The following is a 15,420-nucleotide window of genomic DNA, read 5'->3' on the forward strand; positions in this document are numbered from 1 at the left end:
ACGCGGCCCGTGCGAACGGGGCAGTCGCCGGTGGACCGCCCCGGGACGGGGACGACCGACACGCCCCACCGGGGATGCGCCGGGTGCGGTGGGTCAGGCCGCGGCCTGCGGGGCAGTGTCCCCACGGCTGCTGCGGTAGCGGCGATTGCGGACCGCCAGCACCAGCCCGGCCAGCACCGCCGCGAGCACCGAGGCGGTCAGCACGGCCACCTTGGCCTGGTCCCCGGCGGCCGCGGACGGGTCGAAACTGAGCTCCGAGATCAGCAGGGACACCGTGAACCCGATGCCCGCCAGCAGCGCGATGCCCACCAGGTCGATCCACCGGTAGGAGGGGTCCAGCTTCCGTCCGGTGAGGGTGGTGGCGAGCCAGGTGGCACCGATGACGCCCAGCGGCTTGCCCAGGACGAGGCCCGCGATGATGCCGAGCGTGACGGGGGCGGCGAGCGCCGTCGTCAGTCCGTCCCAGCCGCCCACGGCGACGCCCGCGGAGAAGAACGCGAAGACCGGCACCGCGAATCCTGCGGACAGGGGCCGGACGCGGTGCTCCAGGTGCTCGGCGAGCTCTACCGGCTCCCCGGACGCCTTGGCGCCCATGACGGGGACCGCGAAGCCGAGCAGGACGCCCGCAACCGTGGCGTGGATCCCGACCTCGTGCACCAGGGCCCACGTGATGACGGCCAGCGGCACCAGGATCACCCAGGCGGCCCAGGTGCGGTGGGCGAAGAACCGGGGGAAGCGGTGCGTCAGTGCCGCGAAGGCGGCCAGCGGGACGAGCGCGAGGAGCAGCGGGAGGACGTGGACCTCGTCGGTGTAGAAGACCGCGATGATCGTGATGGCGAGCAGGTCGTCCACCACCGCGAGCGTCAGCAGGAACAGGCGGAGCGCACTGGGCAGGTGCGAGCCCACGATCGCCAGCACCGCTACCGCGAACGCGATGTCCGTGGCGGTGGGGATCGCCCAGCCGCCCAGGGTCCCGGGACTCGCCAGGTTCACCGCCGCGTACAGCACTGCGGGGACGACGACGCCGCCCACGGCCGCCGCGATCGGCACCGCCGCCTTGCCGAGGTCCCGCAGATCACCCGCGACGAACTCGCGTTTGAGCTCCAGGCCCACGAGGAAGAAGAAGATGGCGAGCAGGCCGTCCGCGGCCCAGGCGCCGAGGCTGAGGTTCAGGTGCCAGGGCTCGTAGCCCACCTTGAGGTCACGGAGGGCGAAGTAGCCGTCCGAGAAGGGCGAGTTGGCCCAGACGATGGCGATGACCGCGGCAACCACCAGGAGGATGCCGGCCACGGTCTCGCGGCGCAGGACGTCCTGCAGGCGGGAGAAGACGCCGCCCGAGGGGCGGTCGGACTCGCACGGGGGCTCGGGATGGTTGGCGAAACCGGGCTCGGAGACGAAGCCGGTGGACTCTGCCTGCGCAACGGTGTCCGATGTCTCGGGCTCACGGTGGGCAGGGGTGGTCGTGTGGTGCAGGGGCATGGATCACTCCAGTGTCGACGGACATCACGCATATTTCCGCCGACCAGACTTCCCGACACACCAGCCATCAAGGATAACAGGGCGCCGCCGTTCACCCCTCGGCCGTGCGGCTCCCCGAGGGAACCGTCGCCAGGCATTCGACCCGGCACCTGTGGCACCGCGCTTCGACACAGGCAGCGAGGTGACCGGGATCTGTCTACGGTGGGGACATGCTGAAACGAAAATCGGTGGGCTTGCTGATCCAGGGGTCCGCACTGCTGGCCCTATTCGTGATCATGGTCATCGGCGCCGGGGAATCCTGGATGGTTGTGACCATGTTGTTGCTGTTCGCTGCCATCTGCTTCTCGAGGGCTGTGAAAGAACGCCGCGCAGAGGCCCAGGCAGAGCGCCGCCGCGTTGCGCGCCGCTCTGCGAGCAGCGGTCTGTCCTGAACGAGCGGCCACCGAGAAGACCGGCTACTCCGGATTCTGGCGCGGCTGTGGCCTGGAGGCACGAGCCATCATCAGGCTGATCCCCCACAAGAACAGGACCAGCGCCGGAACGAGGGTCATCATGGACGGCTCGTCCACGACCGTCACGCCGCCCACGTTCTCCCAGGTGCACGTGTGGCCCAGCGGCACCCAGCTCCACCCTGGCTCACCGTAGATCGAACTGCCCTGACCGAGTTCGCACGAAAGAGGTCCGGAATACACGAGACGCTCGATCACGAGTCCCGCGGCCCACAGCAACGTTGCAAGCAGCCAGAGTATCCATCCGATTTTCTGCGCTCCCGCAGCGGGTGTTTCCTGTGGCATTCGCTCGTCTCCATTCCGGATTCCATGGCCAGACCTCGGGCACCGGGCGCGGCCCGTGGTGAATGATCCTGACACCTCCACACCAGGTTGCCCCGTGAAAACGGGTTTCGCAGGAGTGCTCGCTCCCGTGGCCCCCGACAGGCCCCCTGGCTAGACTGACCCCCAGTGACACGGGGTGCCGCTGACCTCCCCACTCCTCCCGGTCGACCGGACGGAGCGGGGGACCGCAGCGGCTGAGATGACACCCGTCGAACCTGTCCAGTTAGTACTGGCGAAGGGATGTCACGGTGGCACCGCGCAGGTGGCGCACCGCTTTCTTCGCCGTGAGCCACAGGAGTGAGCATGCGGATCGAGAACACCGTCGTCCTGGTCACCGGGGGAGCCCGTGGGCTGGGGGAGCACCTCAGCCGGGCGTTCGCGCGGGAGGGCGCGCGCGTCGTCGTCAACTACCACGCGAGCGAGGACCGTGCCCGGGCGCTGGTCCGTGAGCTCGGGGAGGACCGGGCTCTGGCGGTCCAGGCGGACGTGACCGACGCGCAGCAGGTGCGGGACATGGTCGCCCGCGCCCGGGAGCACTTCGGTGCACCGATCACGGTGGCCGTGAACAACGCCCTGGTGGACTTCAGCTTCAACGGGGACGCCCGACCCACCCTGGAGAACCTGACCGCGGAGAACCTCACCCAGCAGTTCCAGGGCGCCGTGATCGGTGCTCTCAACGTCATGCAGGCGGTCACCCCGGGCATGGCCGAGGCCGGTGAGGGGCGCATCGTCAACATCGGCACCAACCTCTTCCAGAACCCCGTGGTCCCCTACCACGACTACACCGCCGCGAAGGCCGCCCTGCTCTCCCTCACCCGCACCGCCGCCAAGGACCTCGGCCCACAGGGCATCACCGTGAACATGATCTCCGGCGGCCTGCTGCGCACCACGGACGCGAGCGCCGCCACCCCGGACGAGGTCTTCGACTTCATTGCCGCCGGCACTCCCCTGGGCCGCGTGACCACCCCCGAGGAGTTCGCGGACACCGCCCTGTTCTTCGCCTCGGACTGGTCCCGCGGGGTCACCGGCCAGAACCTCGTGGTCGACGGCGGGCTGGTGATGGACTGACATGGCCGCCCCCTCCACGCACGACGACGACGCCGCCCGGCCCGGTCCCGCGCGCACCGCACCTGCCGGGGGTGCGGCGTCGGCAACCGCGCCCGACGCCGAACCGACGCCGCGGACGATTGCTGCGGCGTCGTCGCCCACGAAGGCACCGGCCCGCCGCCTCCACCTCAACGCGTTCCTCTACGGCACCGGCCACCACCAGGCGGCGTGGCGCGCCCCGGATTCCTCGGTGCACCGGCTCACGGACATCAGCTACTACGAGGAACTCGCCCAGCTGGCAGAGCGCGGCCTGTTCGACGCCGTGTTCTTCGCGGACGGCCACAGCGTGGGCGACGTCTCCGGCGGACCCCACTGGTCCCTGGAACCGCTAACCGCGCTGTCCGCGATGGCGCGGGCCACCGAGCGCATCGGCCTGGTGTGCACCGTGTCTTCCACGTTCTTCACCCCGTTCCACGCCGCCCGGATGCTGGCGTCCCTGGACCACATCTCGGGCGGCCGGGCGGGTTGGAACGTGGTGACCTCCATGTGGGACGACGAGGCCCGCAACCACGGCTACGCGTCCATGCCGCCCAAGGACGAGCGCTACGAGCGCGCCCGTGAGTTCGTGGAGGTGGCCCGCGCGCTGTGGGCCAGCTGGGACGAGGACGCCATCACCGCGGACCCCGAGGGCCGGTGGGCGGACCCGTCCAGGCTGCACCGTCTGGACCACGAGGGCCGCCACTTCCTGGTGGACGGGCCCCTCACGGTCCCGCGCTCCCCGCAGGGTGAACCGGTGCTGTTCCAGGCCGGTGCGTCCGGCCCCGGCAAGGCCCTGGCCGGGGACTTCGCGGAGGGGATCTACGCCGTGGCCTACGACCTCCCCGCCGCCCAGGAGTACTACTCCTCGGTCAAGGCGCAGGTGGCACGGGCCGGCCGCGATCCGGAATCCGTGGCCGTGATGCCCGGACTCGTCACCTACGTGGGCCGCACCCACGAGGAGGCCCTCGCCAAGCAGGACCGCGTGGACCGCCTGCTGCCCGTGGAGCAGTCGCTCGCGCAGCTCTCCACGTTCGTGGAGCAGGACTGCTCCCAGTGGGAGCAGGACGCGCCCGTTCCCCCGCTGCCGCCCCTGGAGGAGTTCACCGGGCCGCAGGGCCGCTACGGCACCATCCTGCGGATCATCGAGGCGGAGCACCCCACGGTCCGTCAGCTGCTCGGGCGCCTGGCCGCGGGTGGCGGCCACTGCACCATGGTGGGCACGCCGGAGTCCATTGCGGACCGGATGCAGGAATGGCTCGAGAACGGCGGCGCGGACGGCTTCAACCTCATGCCGTCCGTGCAGCCGGACTCGCTCACGGACTTCGTGGACCTCGTGGTCCCCGAGCTGCAGCGCCGCGGTCTCTTCCGCACCGAGTACACGGCCACCACGCTGCGCGGTCATCTCACCCGGGGCTGACCACCCACCGCACGACGACGCCGCCGCGCCCCCTCCCGGGGGTGACGGGCGCGCGGGGGCCGGCCGTGCGGCGTCGTCGTCGGAGGGCGGGGCGGTCAGAGCAGGGGGCGCAGCGGGACCAGCACGATCTCCGCGACCCGTGCCATGGGGTGGCGGTCCCGCCAGCGCGGGGAGGTGAGCTCCTCGCAGTGCTCGGAGTCGGAGAGGAAGATCTTCTCCATCTCCGCGGCGAAGTCCCGGTCCACGATCTCCACGTTGGTCTCGTAGTTGAAGGACAGGGACAGCCGGTCCAGGTTGGCGGTGCCCACGGTGGACCACTCTCCGTCGATCGTTGCGGTCTTGGAGTGGATCATGCACGCGGCGTAGAGCAGGATGGTCACCCCGCCGTTGAGCAGCTGGCCGTAGAACCCGCGGGAGACCCAGTCCGCCAGGATGTGGTTGGAGTCCTTGGGGACCATGATCCGCACGTCCACCCCGCGGGCCGCGGCGTCCAGGAGCGTGTCCAGCACCTGCTGGTCGGGGATGAAGTACGGGGTGTTGATCCAGATGTGGTGCCGGGCCCGGTCGATCGCGTTCATGTACATCTCGCGGATGGGGTACACGATCTGGATGGGCAGGTTCGCGTTCACCCGCACCTCCGGGTCCCAGCTCTTGGGCGGAACCCACTCGATCGCGGTGCCGGGCTCACGGTCCTCGTTCCACACGGTGGCGATCGCGTTGCGCAGACCCCACACCGCCGGGCCGATCTCCCGGACGTGCGTGTCCCGCCACTGCCGCGAGTACATGGAGCCGATGTTGAATCCGCCCACGAACCCGATGTTGTCGTCTACCACCAGGATCTTGGAGTGGTTCAGCCCGGAGAACCGCAGGGGCCCCTTCCAGAAGGGTCGGCGCAGGAAGGGCATGCGGAACACGTGCACCTTGGAGTCGAACGTGTAGAAGGTCTGCGGCACCACCATGTTGGCGAAGCCGTCGTAGATCACGAACACGTCCACCCCGCGCTCCGACGCCCGGTTCATGGCGTCCAGGAAGCGCTGCCCGAGGTCGTCGGACTTCCAGATGAAGGTCTCCATGTGGATGGAGTGCTGGGCGTTGTCGATCGCCTCCAGCATGTCGTCGTACACGTCCTCCCCGGACGTGTAGATGGTGAGCGCGGAGTCCTGCACCTGCGCGGTGAACGTTCCCGGGCGGGGTGCGTCACGCTGTTTGCGGCCGCGCTGCTTCCACCAGTCGATGCCCGCCAAGGAGGCCACGACTGCAGCCTGCGCCCCGATCAGCGATCCCGCGCCGATACCGGCGGCCTTCCAGAGGATCCGGTTTTCCTTGATCTCGGCCAGCGCCCGCACTGCATTCATGCGGACACCCTACTGCCGGGGCCCGCGCACACCCCGTCATTCCGCGGCTCGAGGGCGGTGCGGGCCGCCCCGTTCGACCCGGTGCGCAGGCGGCGTCGTCGGTTTCTCCCGCGGGAGAGGGATCGCTACGGTGGACCCCATGAGAATCGCCACGTGGAACGTGAACTCCATCCGCGCCCGCGCCGACCGCATCGAGGCGTGGCTCGACCGCTCCGACGTGGATGTCCTGGCCATCCAGGAGACCAAGGCCAAGGACGAGAACTTCCCGTGGGAGCTGTTCGAGTTCGCGGGCTACGAGGTGGCCCACTTCGGCGTGAACCAGTGGAACGGCGTCGCAATCGCGTCCCGTGTGGGGCTCAAGGACGTGGAGCGCACGTTCCCCGGCCAGCCCGCGTTCGGCAAACCCGGCCAGGAGCCCGCCCAGGAGGCCCGCGCGATCGCCGCCACCTGCGACGGCGTGCGCGTCTGGTCCCTCTACGTGCCCAACGGCCGCGGCCTGGAGGACCCCCACATGCCGTACAAGCTCGAGTGGCTGCGCGTGCTGGAGGGCCACGCCGAGCAGTGGCTGCGGGAGGATCCCGAGGCGCAGATCGCCCTGGTGGGCGACTGGAACGTGGCCCCGCGGGACGAGGACGTGTGGGACATCCAGCTCTTCAAGGAGGGCGGCTACACGCACGTGAGCGAGCCGGAGCGCGCCGCGTTCAACGCCTTCCTCGAGAACGCCGGCTACCGCGACGTGGTCCGCGAGCGCCACCCCGGCCCCGGTGTGTACACGTACTGGGACTACACGCAGCTGCGCTTCCCCAAGAAGGAGGGCATGCGCATCGACTTCCAGCTGTGCTCCCCGGCCCTGGCCGCACGCGTGACGGACGCGTGGATCGACCGCGAGGAGCGCAAGGGCAAGGGCGCCTCGGACCACGCGCCCGTCGTGATCGAGATCGACTGAGCCATGCCCCTGATCAACGCGGGCAGCGCGTACCGCAGCATCACGGGCCCGCCCATGCGGTTCGCGCTGCGCGTCTACGTCCCGCAGCAGGACCTCGACGCCGTCTACGCCCCCGGGATCCCCCGCGCGCTGGACCCGTTCACCGCCGGGGTGCACGAGCTCTCGGAGCAGCTGGCCCGCCTGGCCGACACCTCCCAGCCCCTGCTCCCGCCGGCCCGTGAACCCCTGTGGACCATGCCGTTCTCCACCGCGCCGGCCGGTGCGCAGCGGCTGGCGGGCATGTCGGGGGGCGGCATGTCGGGGGGCAGCGCACCGGGGGGCGGCACGCCACGGGGCGGTGCGTCGCGGGGCGGCACGCCACGGGACGGTGCGGGACGAGCGCCCGGCACGTCACCGGGTCTCACGGGGGACTTCCCCGTGTTCCACCCCACCCAGCGGCTGCGCCGCTCCCTGCGCCTGTTCACCGCCGCGGAGAACGAGGACAGCGCCCAGCTGCTCCCCCTGCTGGTCCCCGAGAAGCAGGTGGACGACGCCGCCAAGGCCACCTCCCGCGAGACCTTCCTCCCCGTGTACACCCGCGAGGCCGCATACGTGGTCCCGCTGGCGTGGTTCGCCGCGTTCGCGCCGTCGGACCACGTGGCCTCCCCCCACTCGGGCCGTGAGGTGCACCGGCTGATCGCCCCCGCGGACACCGCCACCCAGCGCGTCCTCCGCGCGGCCGCCACGCTCGACGACGCCGGACGGGCCGTCTCCGGGGACGCCCCCGAGGACGAGCTGCCCGACGAGGCCCGGCAGGCCGCAGCCTTCGCCCAGGACCTCACCCGGCTGGGCCGCTGGCTGGACACCTTCGGCCCCGCCGCCCTGGTCAGCCTGGACTACGGGTCGCTGGCGGACCGGATCCAGCCGGACGAGTCCCCGCAGGACATGGCCGATGCCGTTGAGCTGCTGCGCGAGGGGGACTTCGGGTCCGCCACCGCGGCGCTGCGGCGCATCTTCGTCCGCTGGGCCCCGCTGGCGCAGCTGCAGCAGGCGAACTGACCCGCGGGAGGTGCGCCGTCGCCACCCCACCCGCTCCTCCCGCCCCTCGGCACTTACTCCGCTAGTGCAGATTTCACCCCGTCCGAGCTGCATTTGCTCCACTAGATGTACTGACCGGGCAGGTTGGTTGATTGGCTGCGGCATACGAACGTGAAGACTTCAGCGGCGGGGGCTCGGCCGCAGGGTGCCTGCAAGCGCCGCGCAGGCGACACCTGCACGGCGTCAGGAGGAAAGTTGCGTGGCTGCAAGGAGCCATTGCACGGGCTTCGTGTCGCCCGTGGTGATGATGTCGGGGGTGCTGGGCGTGTACTGAGCCTGTCCCAGGATGACGGCCTTGAGGGCTCGTGTTGTCGCGGTCAGGGTGGCCGTCGTGGCGCCGGGGATGAGGTCGCGGACGATGGTCGTCTCGCCGGGGGTCAGGTGAGCGAGATAGGTGGAGACTTCGCCGGCTGCGGTCCGGCGTGAGTCGGTTAGGTGGAGGGCGACCGTTGCCGGGCTCGTGACGAGGTCGGGGCGCGGTCGCGCGTGAGCTCGCATGGTCAACACGAGGGTGTCGGGGCTCATGTCGGCTTCCCAGGGAAGGGAAGGTGATGCGACGGCCCACTCGGCCAGCGCATTGTTCACGCGCTCGAGCTCGTATCCCCACGAGGTCAGCTCGTAGAACTCGCCCGGGAGCCCGTTGACCTCTGTCTTGACGGCGATGCCTGCTTCGACCAGGTCGCCGAGGCGGCGCGTCAGGATCGTTGGCCCGATCCCCATCACGTCGCGCTGCAGGTCAGAAAAGCGTTTGGGGGCGAGCAGTAGCTCGCGCACGATGATCATCGTCCAGCGGTCCCCGATCAGGTCCAGCGCGTGTGCCGCAGCGCACCCGTCGTTGTATGACCCGTACGTCTTTCGCTCGCCCATTGACACAGCGTACTACTGAATGTGTAGTTTAGAGACTACCAAAACAGTAGTAGAGAGTGGCAATGAGCGACGACCTGTTGACCTGGACTCAGCAAGCCCGGCGGGAGCTGGCGGAGGACCTCGGAGACTTGACGGCAAGGGACTGGCGAAGCCCGAGCCTGTGCCAGGGGTGGGATGTCGAGCACGTGGTGGCGCACTTGACGGCTGCCGCGTCCACCACTCAACTCGCGTGGCTGCGAAGCATCATCCTGTCGGGGTTCCGCCCTGCCGTGCACAACGAGCGGCGCCTCCGTGAGCATCTGGGGAAAAACCCCGCGGAGACGTTGGCGCGGTTTCGAGCGGTCATCGCTGCGACCGTCGCCCCGTCAAAGGATTTGGTTGCGTATCTCGGGGAGGTTCTCGTCCATGGCGAGGACATCCGGCGCCCCCTCGGTATCCCGAGCGTGGGCGACGTCGACGCCGCTACGCAGGTCGCTGAGTTCTATGCGAGCCGCGACTTCGCCGTCAACAGCAGGAGCCTCGCGTCTGGGCTACACCTGCGCGCCACTGACGGCGCCTTCGAGCATGGCAGTGGCCCCGAGGTGGTGGGCCCCACTCTCGCCCTCGTCATGGGCATGGCCGGGCGACCGAGCTACCTCGGGCAACTCGCTGGCGATGGGGTCTCCGTCCTGGCCTCGCGCCTCGGAGAGGGTGCCTGATGGATGCGGTCTGGAACTCTGTCCATCGCGAGCGGGCGGCGCTAATCGGCGACCTTCGCGGCCTCGGCCCGCACGATTGGGATGTCGAGTCCGCGTGTCGAGGGTGGCGGATTCGCGATGTGGTTGCCCATCTGGTGGACACAGCCGCTACCACCCCGGCTGCTTTCCTGACAGGCATGGTTCGAGCCGGGTTCGATTTTGACCGGCAGAACGAACTCGGCGTGGAACGCTACCGGGGCAAGCGACCGGAGGAGCTCATCAGCCTGCTGGTGCAGGTCAGAGGGCGAACGTCTGGCCCGCCTCGCTTCATGGCTCCTCTGGCCACTCGCCTGGTCGAGGAAATCGTGCACGGCGAGGACGTTCGACGTCCCCTTGGCCTCCACAAGAAATATCCGCCGGAGGACATCAAGACAGCCATCAAATATCAAGTGGCCACAAGCGCCCGGTTTGGGGGCGCACGGGAGAAGTTGGCCGGCATCACGCTCGTCGCCGAAGACATCGCCTGGACTCACGGCAACGGCTCGCTCGTGAGCGGGCCAGCCCTCGAGATCCTCATGCTCGTCTGTGGACGGTCTCCCAGATCTGACGTGGTGACCGGGCCGGGGCTTGTGAGGTTCTGATGTCTGGTCCGACATGCCTGCACGCAAATGCTGCCTTGACGCCAAGGCATCGCCTGATCGTCGCCCGCCTTGTCGTAGAGGAGGGCTGGCCGATCAGCGAAGTCGCTGCCCGATTCCAGGTCGCTTGGCCGACAGTAAAGCGTTAGGTAGACCGCTACCGCGCGGGCGAATCGATGCAGGACCGCTCCTCTCGGCCGCATCGCTCGCCGAACAAGACCAGTCAGAAGACGACCCGGCGGTGTATCGACCTCCGCCTGCGTCTGAGGGAGGGACCGGTGCAGTTGGCATACCGCCTTGGTATCGAACCGTCAACTGTCCACCGCATCTTGGTCGACGTGCACCTCAACCGGCTGTCCCACGTGGACCGCGCGACCGGCGAACCCGTCCGCCGCTACGAACACGACCATCCCGGCGCCATGCTGCACGTCGATGTGAAGAAGCTCGGCAACATCCCCGACGGCGGCGGCTGGCGCTACGTCGGCCGACAACAAGGCGACCGCAACCGCGCCGCCACCCCAGACAAGCCCCGCAACAAGTGGCGGGACCCGTTGATGGGCAAGGCCTACGTCCACACAGTGATCGACGATCACTCCCGCGTCGCCTACGCCGAGATCCACGACGACGAGACCGCCCTCACCGCGACAGCGGTCCTGGTCCGGGCCGTTGAGTGGTTCAATCAGCATGGCGTAACCGTTGAGCGGGTGCTGTCCGACAATGGCGGTGCCTACCGGTCGCACCTGTGGCGAGACACCTGCCACGAGCTTGGCATCCGGCACAAGCGCACCCGCCCCTACCGGCCCCAGACCAATGGCAAGATCGAGCGCTTCCACCGCACCCTGGCCGATGGCTGGGCCTACGCCCGCTGCTACACGAGCGAGGCCGAGCGTCGCGGGGATCTTGACGGCTGGCTGCACTACTACAACCATCACAGGCCCCACACGGCCTGCGGTAACCAACCGCCCCTCTCGCGGTTGGCCAACGTCCCCGGGCAGGACGCCCAGCCCTATTCGTCGGGAATGCACTGATTCTCCAAGGCGTGTGCCGGGGCTTCTCGCCAGGGCCGGGGGCTTGGTTGACGCCTCGGTCGTCAGTGGGCCATGAGCATGACCTGGTGCAAGAACTGATTCATGAGCATGGTCATGGCCGGAACCACTGCTGCTGAGCCGGTCTGCTTCACGCAGTCAATGGCCCAGTCACGGAACTCTTCAAGGGTACGGACGGCGCCCTTCTCAAGCGCATCGGCGACGCGGTCGTCCCACTGATCGGCATCGTCGTCCACGATCTCTGGATTGATAGTGCGCGTGAGGGCGATGATGCCCTGAGCGACGGCCAGCAGCTCGGTTGGAGTTGAGCCGACATTCAATGTCTGGTTGCTGTGGTCACCCGTAGCGACCTGCATGTTCGCAGCGTTGACGTGCCAAGTGTGGCCGGGATCGATTGGCGCCGGCTCGACGAGCTGGGTGCTGTAGTGCGCCTCGATGTGGTCCAACGAACCCGGCATGCTGCCGTATCGCTGCCGGTACGGTGACTGGAGAAAGTCCACCTTCGTGATGCGGACGGTCCGTACCTTGCCGTTCGGTAGGAGACACTCGACGAGGTCTCTCTCTTCGGTATCGGTGTCCAGCGGGAACGTGTACATAGTGTTCAAGTCCATGGCTTTGCAAGCCATGCGGCGATCGCCGCGGACTACGGTGACATCCAGGTTGTAGTTCGGCATGGGACTCCTGGGTAGAGGCAGGGTGGTCAGTTGACCACGCAACAAGCTAGCCCAAGATGCCGACAGATTCTTTGGTCACGGCAGCACCACGTGTGCCACTGCGGTGCACCAGTCTGGGCACAGACGCCAATCAACGTCTCCGGTCAGTACAACTAGAGAGCAACCGGTTGACCCAGCCCCCGCCGGACTCGCGTCAGCCATGCCTCCCGTCGCACCGGAGAGCGGAGGTCGTCCCATGTGAGCACGGAGACATCCCACCCTGCATCCCGCAGAAGGGACAGCCGGTACATCTCGTCCCGGTACTGGCTGACCTCCTGCGCGTGGACGGCGCCGTTGTACTCGAGGGCCATCCGCTTACCGGGCCACGCCAGATCCAGGAGGAACGTGCGCCCCGCGACCGTCACCCGGTGGTTCAGGACTGGTTCGAGCAGTCCATGGCGAGCAACGATCAGACGGGTCAGGGTCTCCGCCGCCGACCAGCATGGTGATCGAGCATCCCGCCACGCACGGCGCAACCGGATGACGCCGCGAGCGGCGGGCGGGAGCCGGTCCATGGACTCCTCCAGATGCGCCCGCGTGAAGACCACCGGCCGCGACGTGCCGGGAACGATGAAGCGGGTGGACAGCAGCGCATCCAGGCACGCGGTGATGCGCCACGGGGACAGTACTGTGCTCAGCCGGGCCAGCGTCTCCACCGGGTGGGCGATCCGGCAGCCCCACGGGCCTTCGAGACCGGGCAGACCATGGGACTTGGCGATCCGGATCCCCTCCTGCTGGGACTGTGCCCGGCGGGTGGTCCAGAGAAGATCCACTTCTCGCCGGGCGGTCTCTAGTTCCCGGGCGGTGGACCCTCTGCTTCCCCGGGGCCGGGCCCGGTTCCCCGGGGAGAGCAGGTCCTGCACCCATGCATCGGTGCCTCCCACGGGGAGCCGCAGCAGGTCCATGGCATGCAGGCCGCTCACCAGGAGCCCGGAGTCGGGCCCGCACAGGTGCTTCTGCAGCAGAACCGCCCGCTCCACCCCGGTGAGCGGTTGCTCGCGCAGCACCCACAGGCCCCGCGCCAGGTGGTGGACACCCGGGGCTGCGCGCAGTTGCGATGCTCTCCGCCCCGTGTCTCCCGTGGGAACCACCGGGGGTTCATCGGCGAACGGCACGGGACGCTGCTGATACATCACCATGCCCGGACTCTAGGGAGGAAAACCACCGGGCGGGTCAGGTTGTCCACACCCTCGGGCGCGCCACGCCCAGTGTCGCCCTGACTCCGTGAGACCGCCACCGCCCTCGCCGGTGCTCTCTAGCGGAGCAAATGCAGTTCAGCGGGCCGGAATCTGCACTAGCGGAGTAATGGCAGAGAGGTAGGCGGGTGGGGCGGGGCGGGGGCTTGTCTGGGTAGCCTGGGGCGCGTGACTTCTCCCCGAACCGACTTCCCCGCTCTCCCCGGCTCCGAGTGGTGGCGCGACGCCGTCATCTACCAGGTGTATCCGCGCTCGTTCAAGGACTCCGACGGGGACGGCATGGGGGATCTGGGCGGTGTCACCCAGAAGCTGCCCTACCTCAAGCAGCTGGGGGTGGACGCCGTGTGGCTGTCCCCCTTCTACCTCTCGCCGCAGCACGACGCCGGCTACGACGTCGCGGACTACCGCACCGTGGATCCCCGCTTCGGCTCCCTGCAGGACTACGACCGGATGCGTGAAGAGGCGTGTCGACTGGGGTTGCGGATCATCGTGGACCTGGTGCCCAACCACACGTCCGAGGACCACGAGTGGTTCCGGGCCGCGCTCGCCGCCGCGCCGGGTTCACCCGAGCGGGAGCGCTACATCTTCCGCGAGGGCACGGGCGAGAACGGGGAGCTGCCACCCAACAACTGGAACTCCGTCTTCGGTGGCCGGGCGTGGACCCGCGTGCCGGACGGCCAGTGGTACCTGCACCTCTTCGACTCCTCCCAGCCGGACCTGAACTGGGAGAACCCCGAGGTGTGGGAGGAGTTCCGCGCCATCCTGCGGTTCTGGCTGGACCGCGGCGCGGACGGCTTCCGGGTGGACGTGGCCCACGGGATGATCAAGGCCGCGGGCCTGCCGGACTGGGACGAGCAGGTCCACATGGTGGAGGGCACGGCCACGGACGCCACCTCGACGGACGGCGTCTCCCCCGACGCCACCCCAACCCCCGAGCTCGGACCGGAAACCATCGGGGCAGAGCAGGACGGCATGGGTCAGAACCGTGCGGCCGCGGCCACCGGAACCGAACGAACGGGCGCCCCCGACCTCGGCCCGGAGACGGTCGGCGCGGAACAGGGCGGTGATTCGCAGTGGACCGGCACCGGGGAGGATTCCACCGAGGCAGCCGGTCCCGCCAAGACCATGGACACCGGCCCGTACTTCGACCAGGACGGTGTGCACGAGATCTACCGCGACTGGCACCGGGTGCTCCAGGAGTACCCCGGGGACCGGATGCTCGTGGTCGAGGCGTGGGTGGGCCCGCCGTCGCGCCTGGCCCGCTACGTGCGCCCGGACGAGGCGCAGCAGGCCTTCAACTTCGACTTCCTGGTGGCGGGCTGGCACCGCGACCGGATGCGGGACGCCATCGACGACTCGCTGCGCGCCAACCACGAGGTGGGCGCGCCGTGCACCTGGGTGCTCTCCAACCACGACACCGTGCGCCACGCCTCCCGCTACGGACTGGCCTCCCGCACCGCGTACCCCAATGGGATCGGCGCGCAGGACGAGCAGCCCCACCGCGGTCGGGGCCTGCGCCGGGCCCGGGCGGCCGCACTCGTGGAGTTCTCCCTGCCGGGCTCCGCCTACATCTACCAGGGCGACGAGCTGGGCCTGCCCGAGCACACCGAGCTTCCCGACGCCGCCCGGCAGGATCCCACGTTCCACCGCACCGCGGGTGCAGAGCTGGGGCGCGACGGCGCTCGCGTCCCCCTGCCCTGGTCCCCCGCGGGCGAAGGGCTGGGTTTCGGCCCCGACCCGTGGCTGCCCCAGCCGGAGTCCTTCGCGCAGCTCACGGTGGACCACCAGCTGGGTGACCCGCAGTCCATGCTGAACCTCTACCGGCGGGCCCTGCAGCTGCGCGGCGAGCTCGGACTGGGTGCGGCGGACTTCGCGTGGCACCCGCTGAGCCACGGGGAGCAGGACGTGCTGGCGTACCTGCTCACCACGGGGGACGGGCGCACCGTGCTGGTGGCCGCGAACCTCGGGGACACCGCCGTGGCGATCGAGGAGCTCTCACGCGCCCGCATGCTCCTGGTCAGCGGGCAGGACGCCGTGGTCGACGACCGGTTGAGCGTGGACAGCGCCGTGTGGCTGCAGCTGTGACCGTC

Annotated in this window: 14 protein-coding genes, 1 pseudogene and 1 riboswitch; of the genes and pseudogenes, 9 read left to right on the plus strand and 6 right to left on the minus strand. The window is 69.2% G+C overall.

Annotation, left to right across the window (positions count from 1 at the left end):
* Window positions 1–93 precede the first annotated feature (93 nt).
* Complete coding sequence (gene nhaA, locus C1C97_RS07090; protein ID WP_121030871.1) at window positions 94–1,479, minus strand: Na+/H+ antiporter NhaA; 1,386 nt, start codon at window positions 1,477–1,479, stop codon at window positions 94–96.
* Between the two features lie 209 nt (window positions 1,480–1,688).
* On the opposite strand from nhaA, the gene C1C97_RS07095 reads away from it, so the two are divergent.
* Window positions 1,689–1,910, plus strand: a complete 222-nt coding sequence (locus tag C1C97_RS07095) for a hypothetical protein (protein ID WP_147406056.1) — start codon at window positions 1,689–1,691, stop codon at window positions 1,908–1,910.
* 24 nt (window positions 1,911–1,934) lie between these two features.
* Here C1C97_RS07095 and C1C97_RS12165 read toward each other — a convergent pair whose 3' ends face one another.
* Window positions 1,935–2,273, minus strand: a complete 339-nt coding sequence (locus C1C97_RS12165) for a hypothetical protein (protein ID WP_147406057.1) — start codon at window positions 2,271–2,273, stop codon at window positions 1,935–1,937.
* Window positions 2,274–2,434: 161 nt separating this feature from the next.
* Window positions 2,435–2,570: riboswitch (TPP riboswitch) on the plus strand.
* A 45-nt stretch (window positions 2,571–2,615) separates the two neighbouring features.
* Between C1C97_RS12165 and C1C97_RS07100 the strand changes: the two genes are divergently transcribed.
* Window positions 2,616–3,380, plus strand: coding sequence for a 3-oxoacyl-ACP reductase (locus C1C97_RS07100; protein WP_121030873.1), 765 nt, complete (start codon window positions 2,616–2,618; stop codon window positions 3,378–3,380).
* A 1-nt stretch (window position 3,381) separates the two neighbouring features.
* Window positions 3,382–4,815, plus strand: a complete 1,434-nt coding sequence (locus C1C97_RS07105) for an LLM class flavin-dependent oxidoreductase (RefSeq protein WP_233542799.1) — start codon at window positions 3,382–3,384, stop codon at window positions 4,813–4,815.
* A 95-nt stretch (window positions 4,816–4,910) separates the two neighbouring features.
* On the opposite strand, the gene C1C97_RS07110 is transcribed toward C1C97_RS07105, so the two are convergent.
* Complete coding sequence (locus C1C97_RS07110) at window positions 4,911–6,170, minus strand: phospholipase D-like domain-containing protein (protein WP_121030875.1); 1,260 nt, start codon at window positions 6,168–6,170, stop codon at window positions 4,911–4,913.
* Window positions 6,171–6,309: 139 nt separating this feature from the next.
* On the opposite strand from C1C97_RS07110, the gene C1C97_RS07115 reads away from it, so the two are divergent.
* Both C1C97_RS07115 and C1C97_RS07120 read left to right on the plus strand, forming a co-directional pair.
* On the plus strand, window positions 6,310–7,116 hold the full coding sequence (locus C1C97_RS07115) for an exodeoxyribonuclease III (protein WP_121030877.1): 807 nt from the start codon (window positions 6,310–6,312) through the stop codon (window positions 7,114–7,116).
* 3 nt (window positions 7,117–7,119) lie between these two features.
* Complete coding sequence (locus C1C97_RS07120) at window positions 7,120–8,154, plus strand: hypothetical protein (RefSeq protein ID WP_121030879.1); 1,035 nt, start codon at window positions 7,120–7,122, stop codon at window positions 8,152–8,154.
* Window positions 8,155–8,376: 222 nt separating this feature from the next.
* On the opposite strand, the gene C1C97_RS07125 is transcribed toward C1C97_RS07120, so the two are convergent.
* Window positions 8,377–9,060 carry a winged helix-turn-helix transcriptional regulator gene (locus C1C97_RS07125; protein ID WP_110920618.1) on the minus strand — a complete coding sequence of 228 codons (684 nt, stop codon included), beginning with the start codon at window positions 9,058–9,060 and terminating at the stop codon, window positions 8,377–8,379.
* A 62-nt stretch (window positions 9,061–9,122) separates the two neighbouring features.
* Here C1C97_RS07125 and C1C97_RS07130 point away from each other — a divergent pair, with 62 nt between their 5' ends.
* From C1C97_RS07130 to C1C97_RS07140, 3 genes and pseudogenes are all read left to right on the plus strand, one after another.
* Window positions 9,123–9,758 (plus strand): maleylpyruvate isomerase family mycothiol-dependent enzyme, encoded by a 636-nt coding sequence (locus C1C97_RS07130; RefSeq protein WP_121030881.1) that lies wholly within the window; start codon window positions 9,123–9,125, stop codon window positions 9,756–9,758.
* On the plus strand, window positions 9,758–10,378 hold the full coding sequence (locus C1C97_RS07135) for a maleylpyruvate isomerase family mycothiol-dependent enzyme (protein WP_121030883.1): 621 nt from the start codon (window positions 9,758–9,760) through the stop codon (window positions 10,376–10,378). The genes C1C97_RS07130 and C1C97_RS07135 overlap by 1 nt, the downstream gene beginning before the upstream one ends.
* Window positions 10,378–11,403: pseudogene (locus C1C97_RS07140) on the plus strand (IS481 family transposase). Before C1C97_RS07135 ends, C1C97_RS07140 begins: the two are co-directional and overlap by 1 nt.
* 62 nt (window positions 11,404–11,465) lie before the next feature.
* Here C1C97_RS07140 and C1C97_RS07145 read toward each other — a convergent pair.
* Together C1C97_RS07145 and C1C97_RS07150 are read right to left on the minus strand one after the other, a co-directional pair.
* Window positions 11,466–12,095 (minus strand): hypothetical protein, encoded by a 630-nt coding sequence (locus tag C1C97_RS07145; RefSeq protein ID WP_121030885.1) that lies wholly within the window; start codon window positions 12,093–12,095, stop codon window positions 11,466–11,468.
* A gap of 152 nt (window positions 12,096–12,247) precedes the next feature.
* Window positions 12,248–13,273 carry a hypothetical protein gene (locus C1C97_RS07150; RefSeq protein WP_121030887.1) on the minus strand — a complete coding sequence of 342 codons (1,026 nt, stop codon included), beginning with the start codon at window positions 13,271–13,273 and terminating at the stop codon, window positions 12,248–12,250.
* 225 nt (window positions 13,274–13,498) lie between these two features.
* On the opposite strand from C1C97_RS07150, the gene C1C97_RS07155 reads away from it, so the two are divergent.
* Window positions 13,499–15,415, plus strand: a complete 1,917-nt coding sequence (locus C1C97_RS07155; protein ID WP_121030889.1) for a glycoside hydrolase family 13 protein — start codon at window positions 13,499–13,501, stop codon at window positions 15,413–15,415.
* Window positions 15,416–15,420: the final 5 nt, after the last annotated feature.

This window comes from Kocuria tytonis (assembly GCF_003226895.2).
Classification (GTDB): Bacteria; Actinomycetota; Actinomycetes; order Actinomycetales; family Micrococcaceae; genus Kocuria; species Kocuria tytonis.

Bases quoted from the DNA above. Each gene is read 5' to 3' on its own strand.
- nhaA (WP_121030871.1), bottom strand. From the start codon at position 1,479: ATGCCCCTGCACCACACGACCACCCCTGCCCACCGTGAGCCCGAGACA.
- C1C97_RS07095 (WP_147406056.1), top strand. From the start codon at position 1,689: ATGCTGAAACGAAAATCGGTGGGCTTGCTGATCCAGGGGTCCGCACTG.
- C1C97_RS12165 (WP_147406057.1), bottom strand. From the start codon at position 2,273: ATGCCACAGGAAACACCCGCTGCGGGAGCGCAGAAAATCGGATGGATA.
- C1C97_RS07100 (WP_121030873.1), top strand. From the start codon at position 2,616: ATGCGGATCGAGAACACCGTCGTCCTGGTCACCGGGGGAGCCCGTGGG.
- C1C97_RS07105 (WP_233542799.1), top strand. From the start codon at position 3,382: ATGGCCGCCCCCTCCACGCACGACGACGACGCCGCCCGGCCCGGTCCC.
- C1C97_RS07110 (WP_121030875.1), bottom strand. From the start codon at position 6,170: ATGAATGCAGTGCGGGCGCTGGCCGAGATCAAGGAAAACCGGATCCTC.
- C1C97_RS07115 (WP_121030877.1), top strand. From the start codon at position 6,310: ATGAGAATCGCCACGTGGAACGTGAACTCCATCCGCGCCCGCGCCGAC.
- C1C97_RS07120 (WP_121030879.1), top strand. From the start codon at position 7,120: ATGCCCCTGATCAACGCGGGCAGCGCGTACCGCAGCATCACGGGCCCG.
- C1C97_RS07125 (WP_110920618.1), bottom strand. From the start codon at position 9,060: ATGGGCGAGCGAAAGACGTACGGGTCATACAACGACGGGTGCGCTGCG.
- C1C97_RS07130 (WP_121030881.1), top strand. From the start codon at position 9,123: ATGAGCGACGACCTGTTGACCTGGACTCAGCAAGCCCGGCGGGAGCTG.
- C1C97_RS07135 (WP_121030883.1), top strand. From the start codon at position 9,758: ATGGATGCGGTCTGGAACTCTGTCCATCGCGAGCGGGCGGCGCTAATC.
- C1C97_RS07145 (WP_121030885.1), bottom strand. From the start codon at position 12,095: ATGCCGAACTACAACCTGGATGTCACCGTAGTCCGCGGCGATCGCCGC.
- C1C97_RS07150 (WP_121030887.1), bottom strand. From the start codon at position 13,273: ATGGTGATGTATCAGCAGCGTCCCGTGCCGTTCGCCGATGAACCCCCG.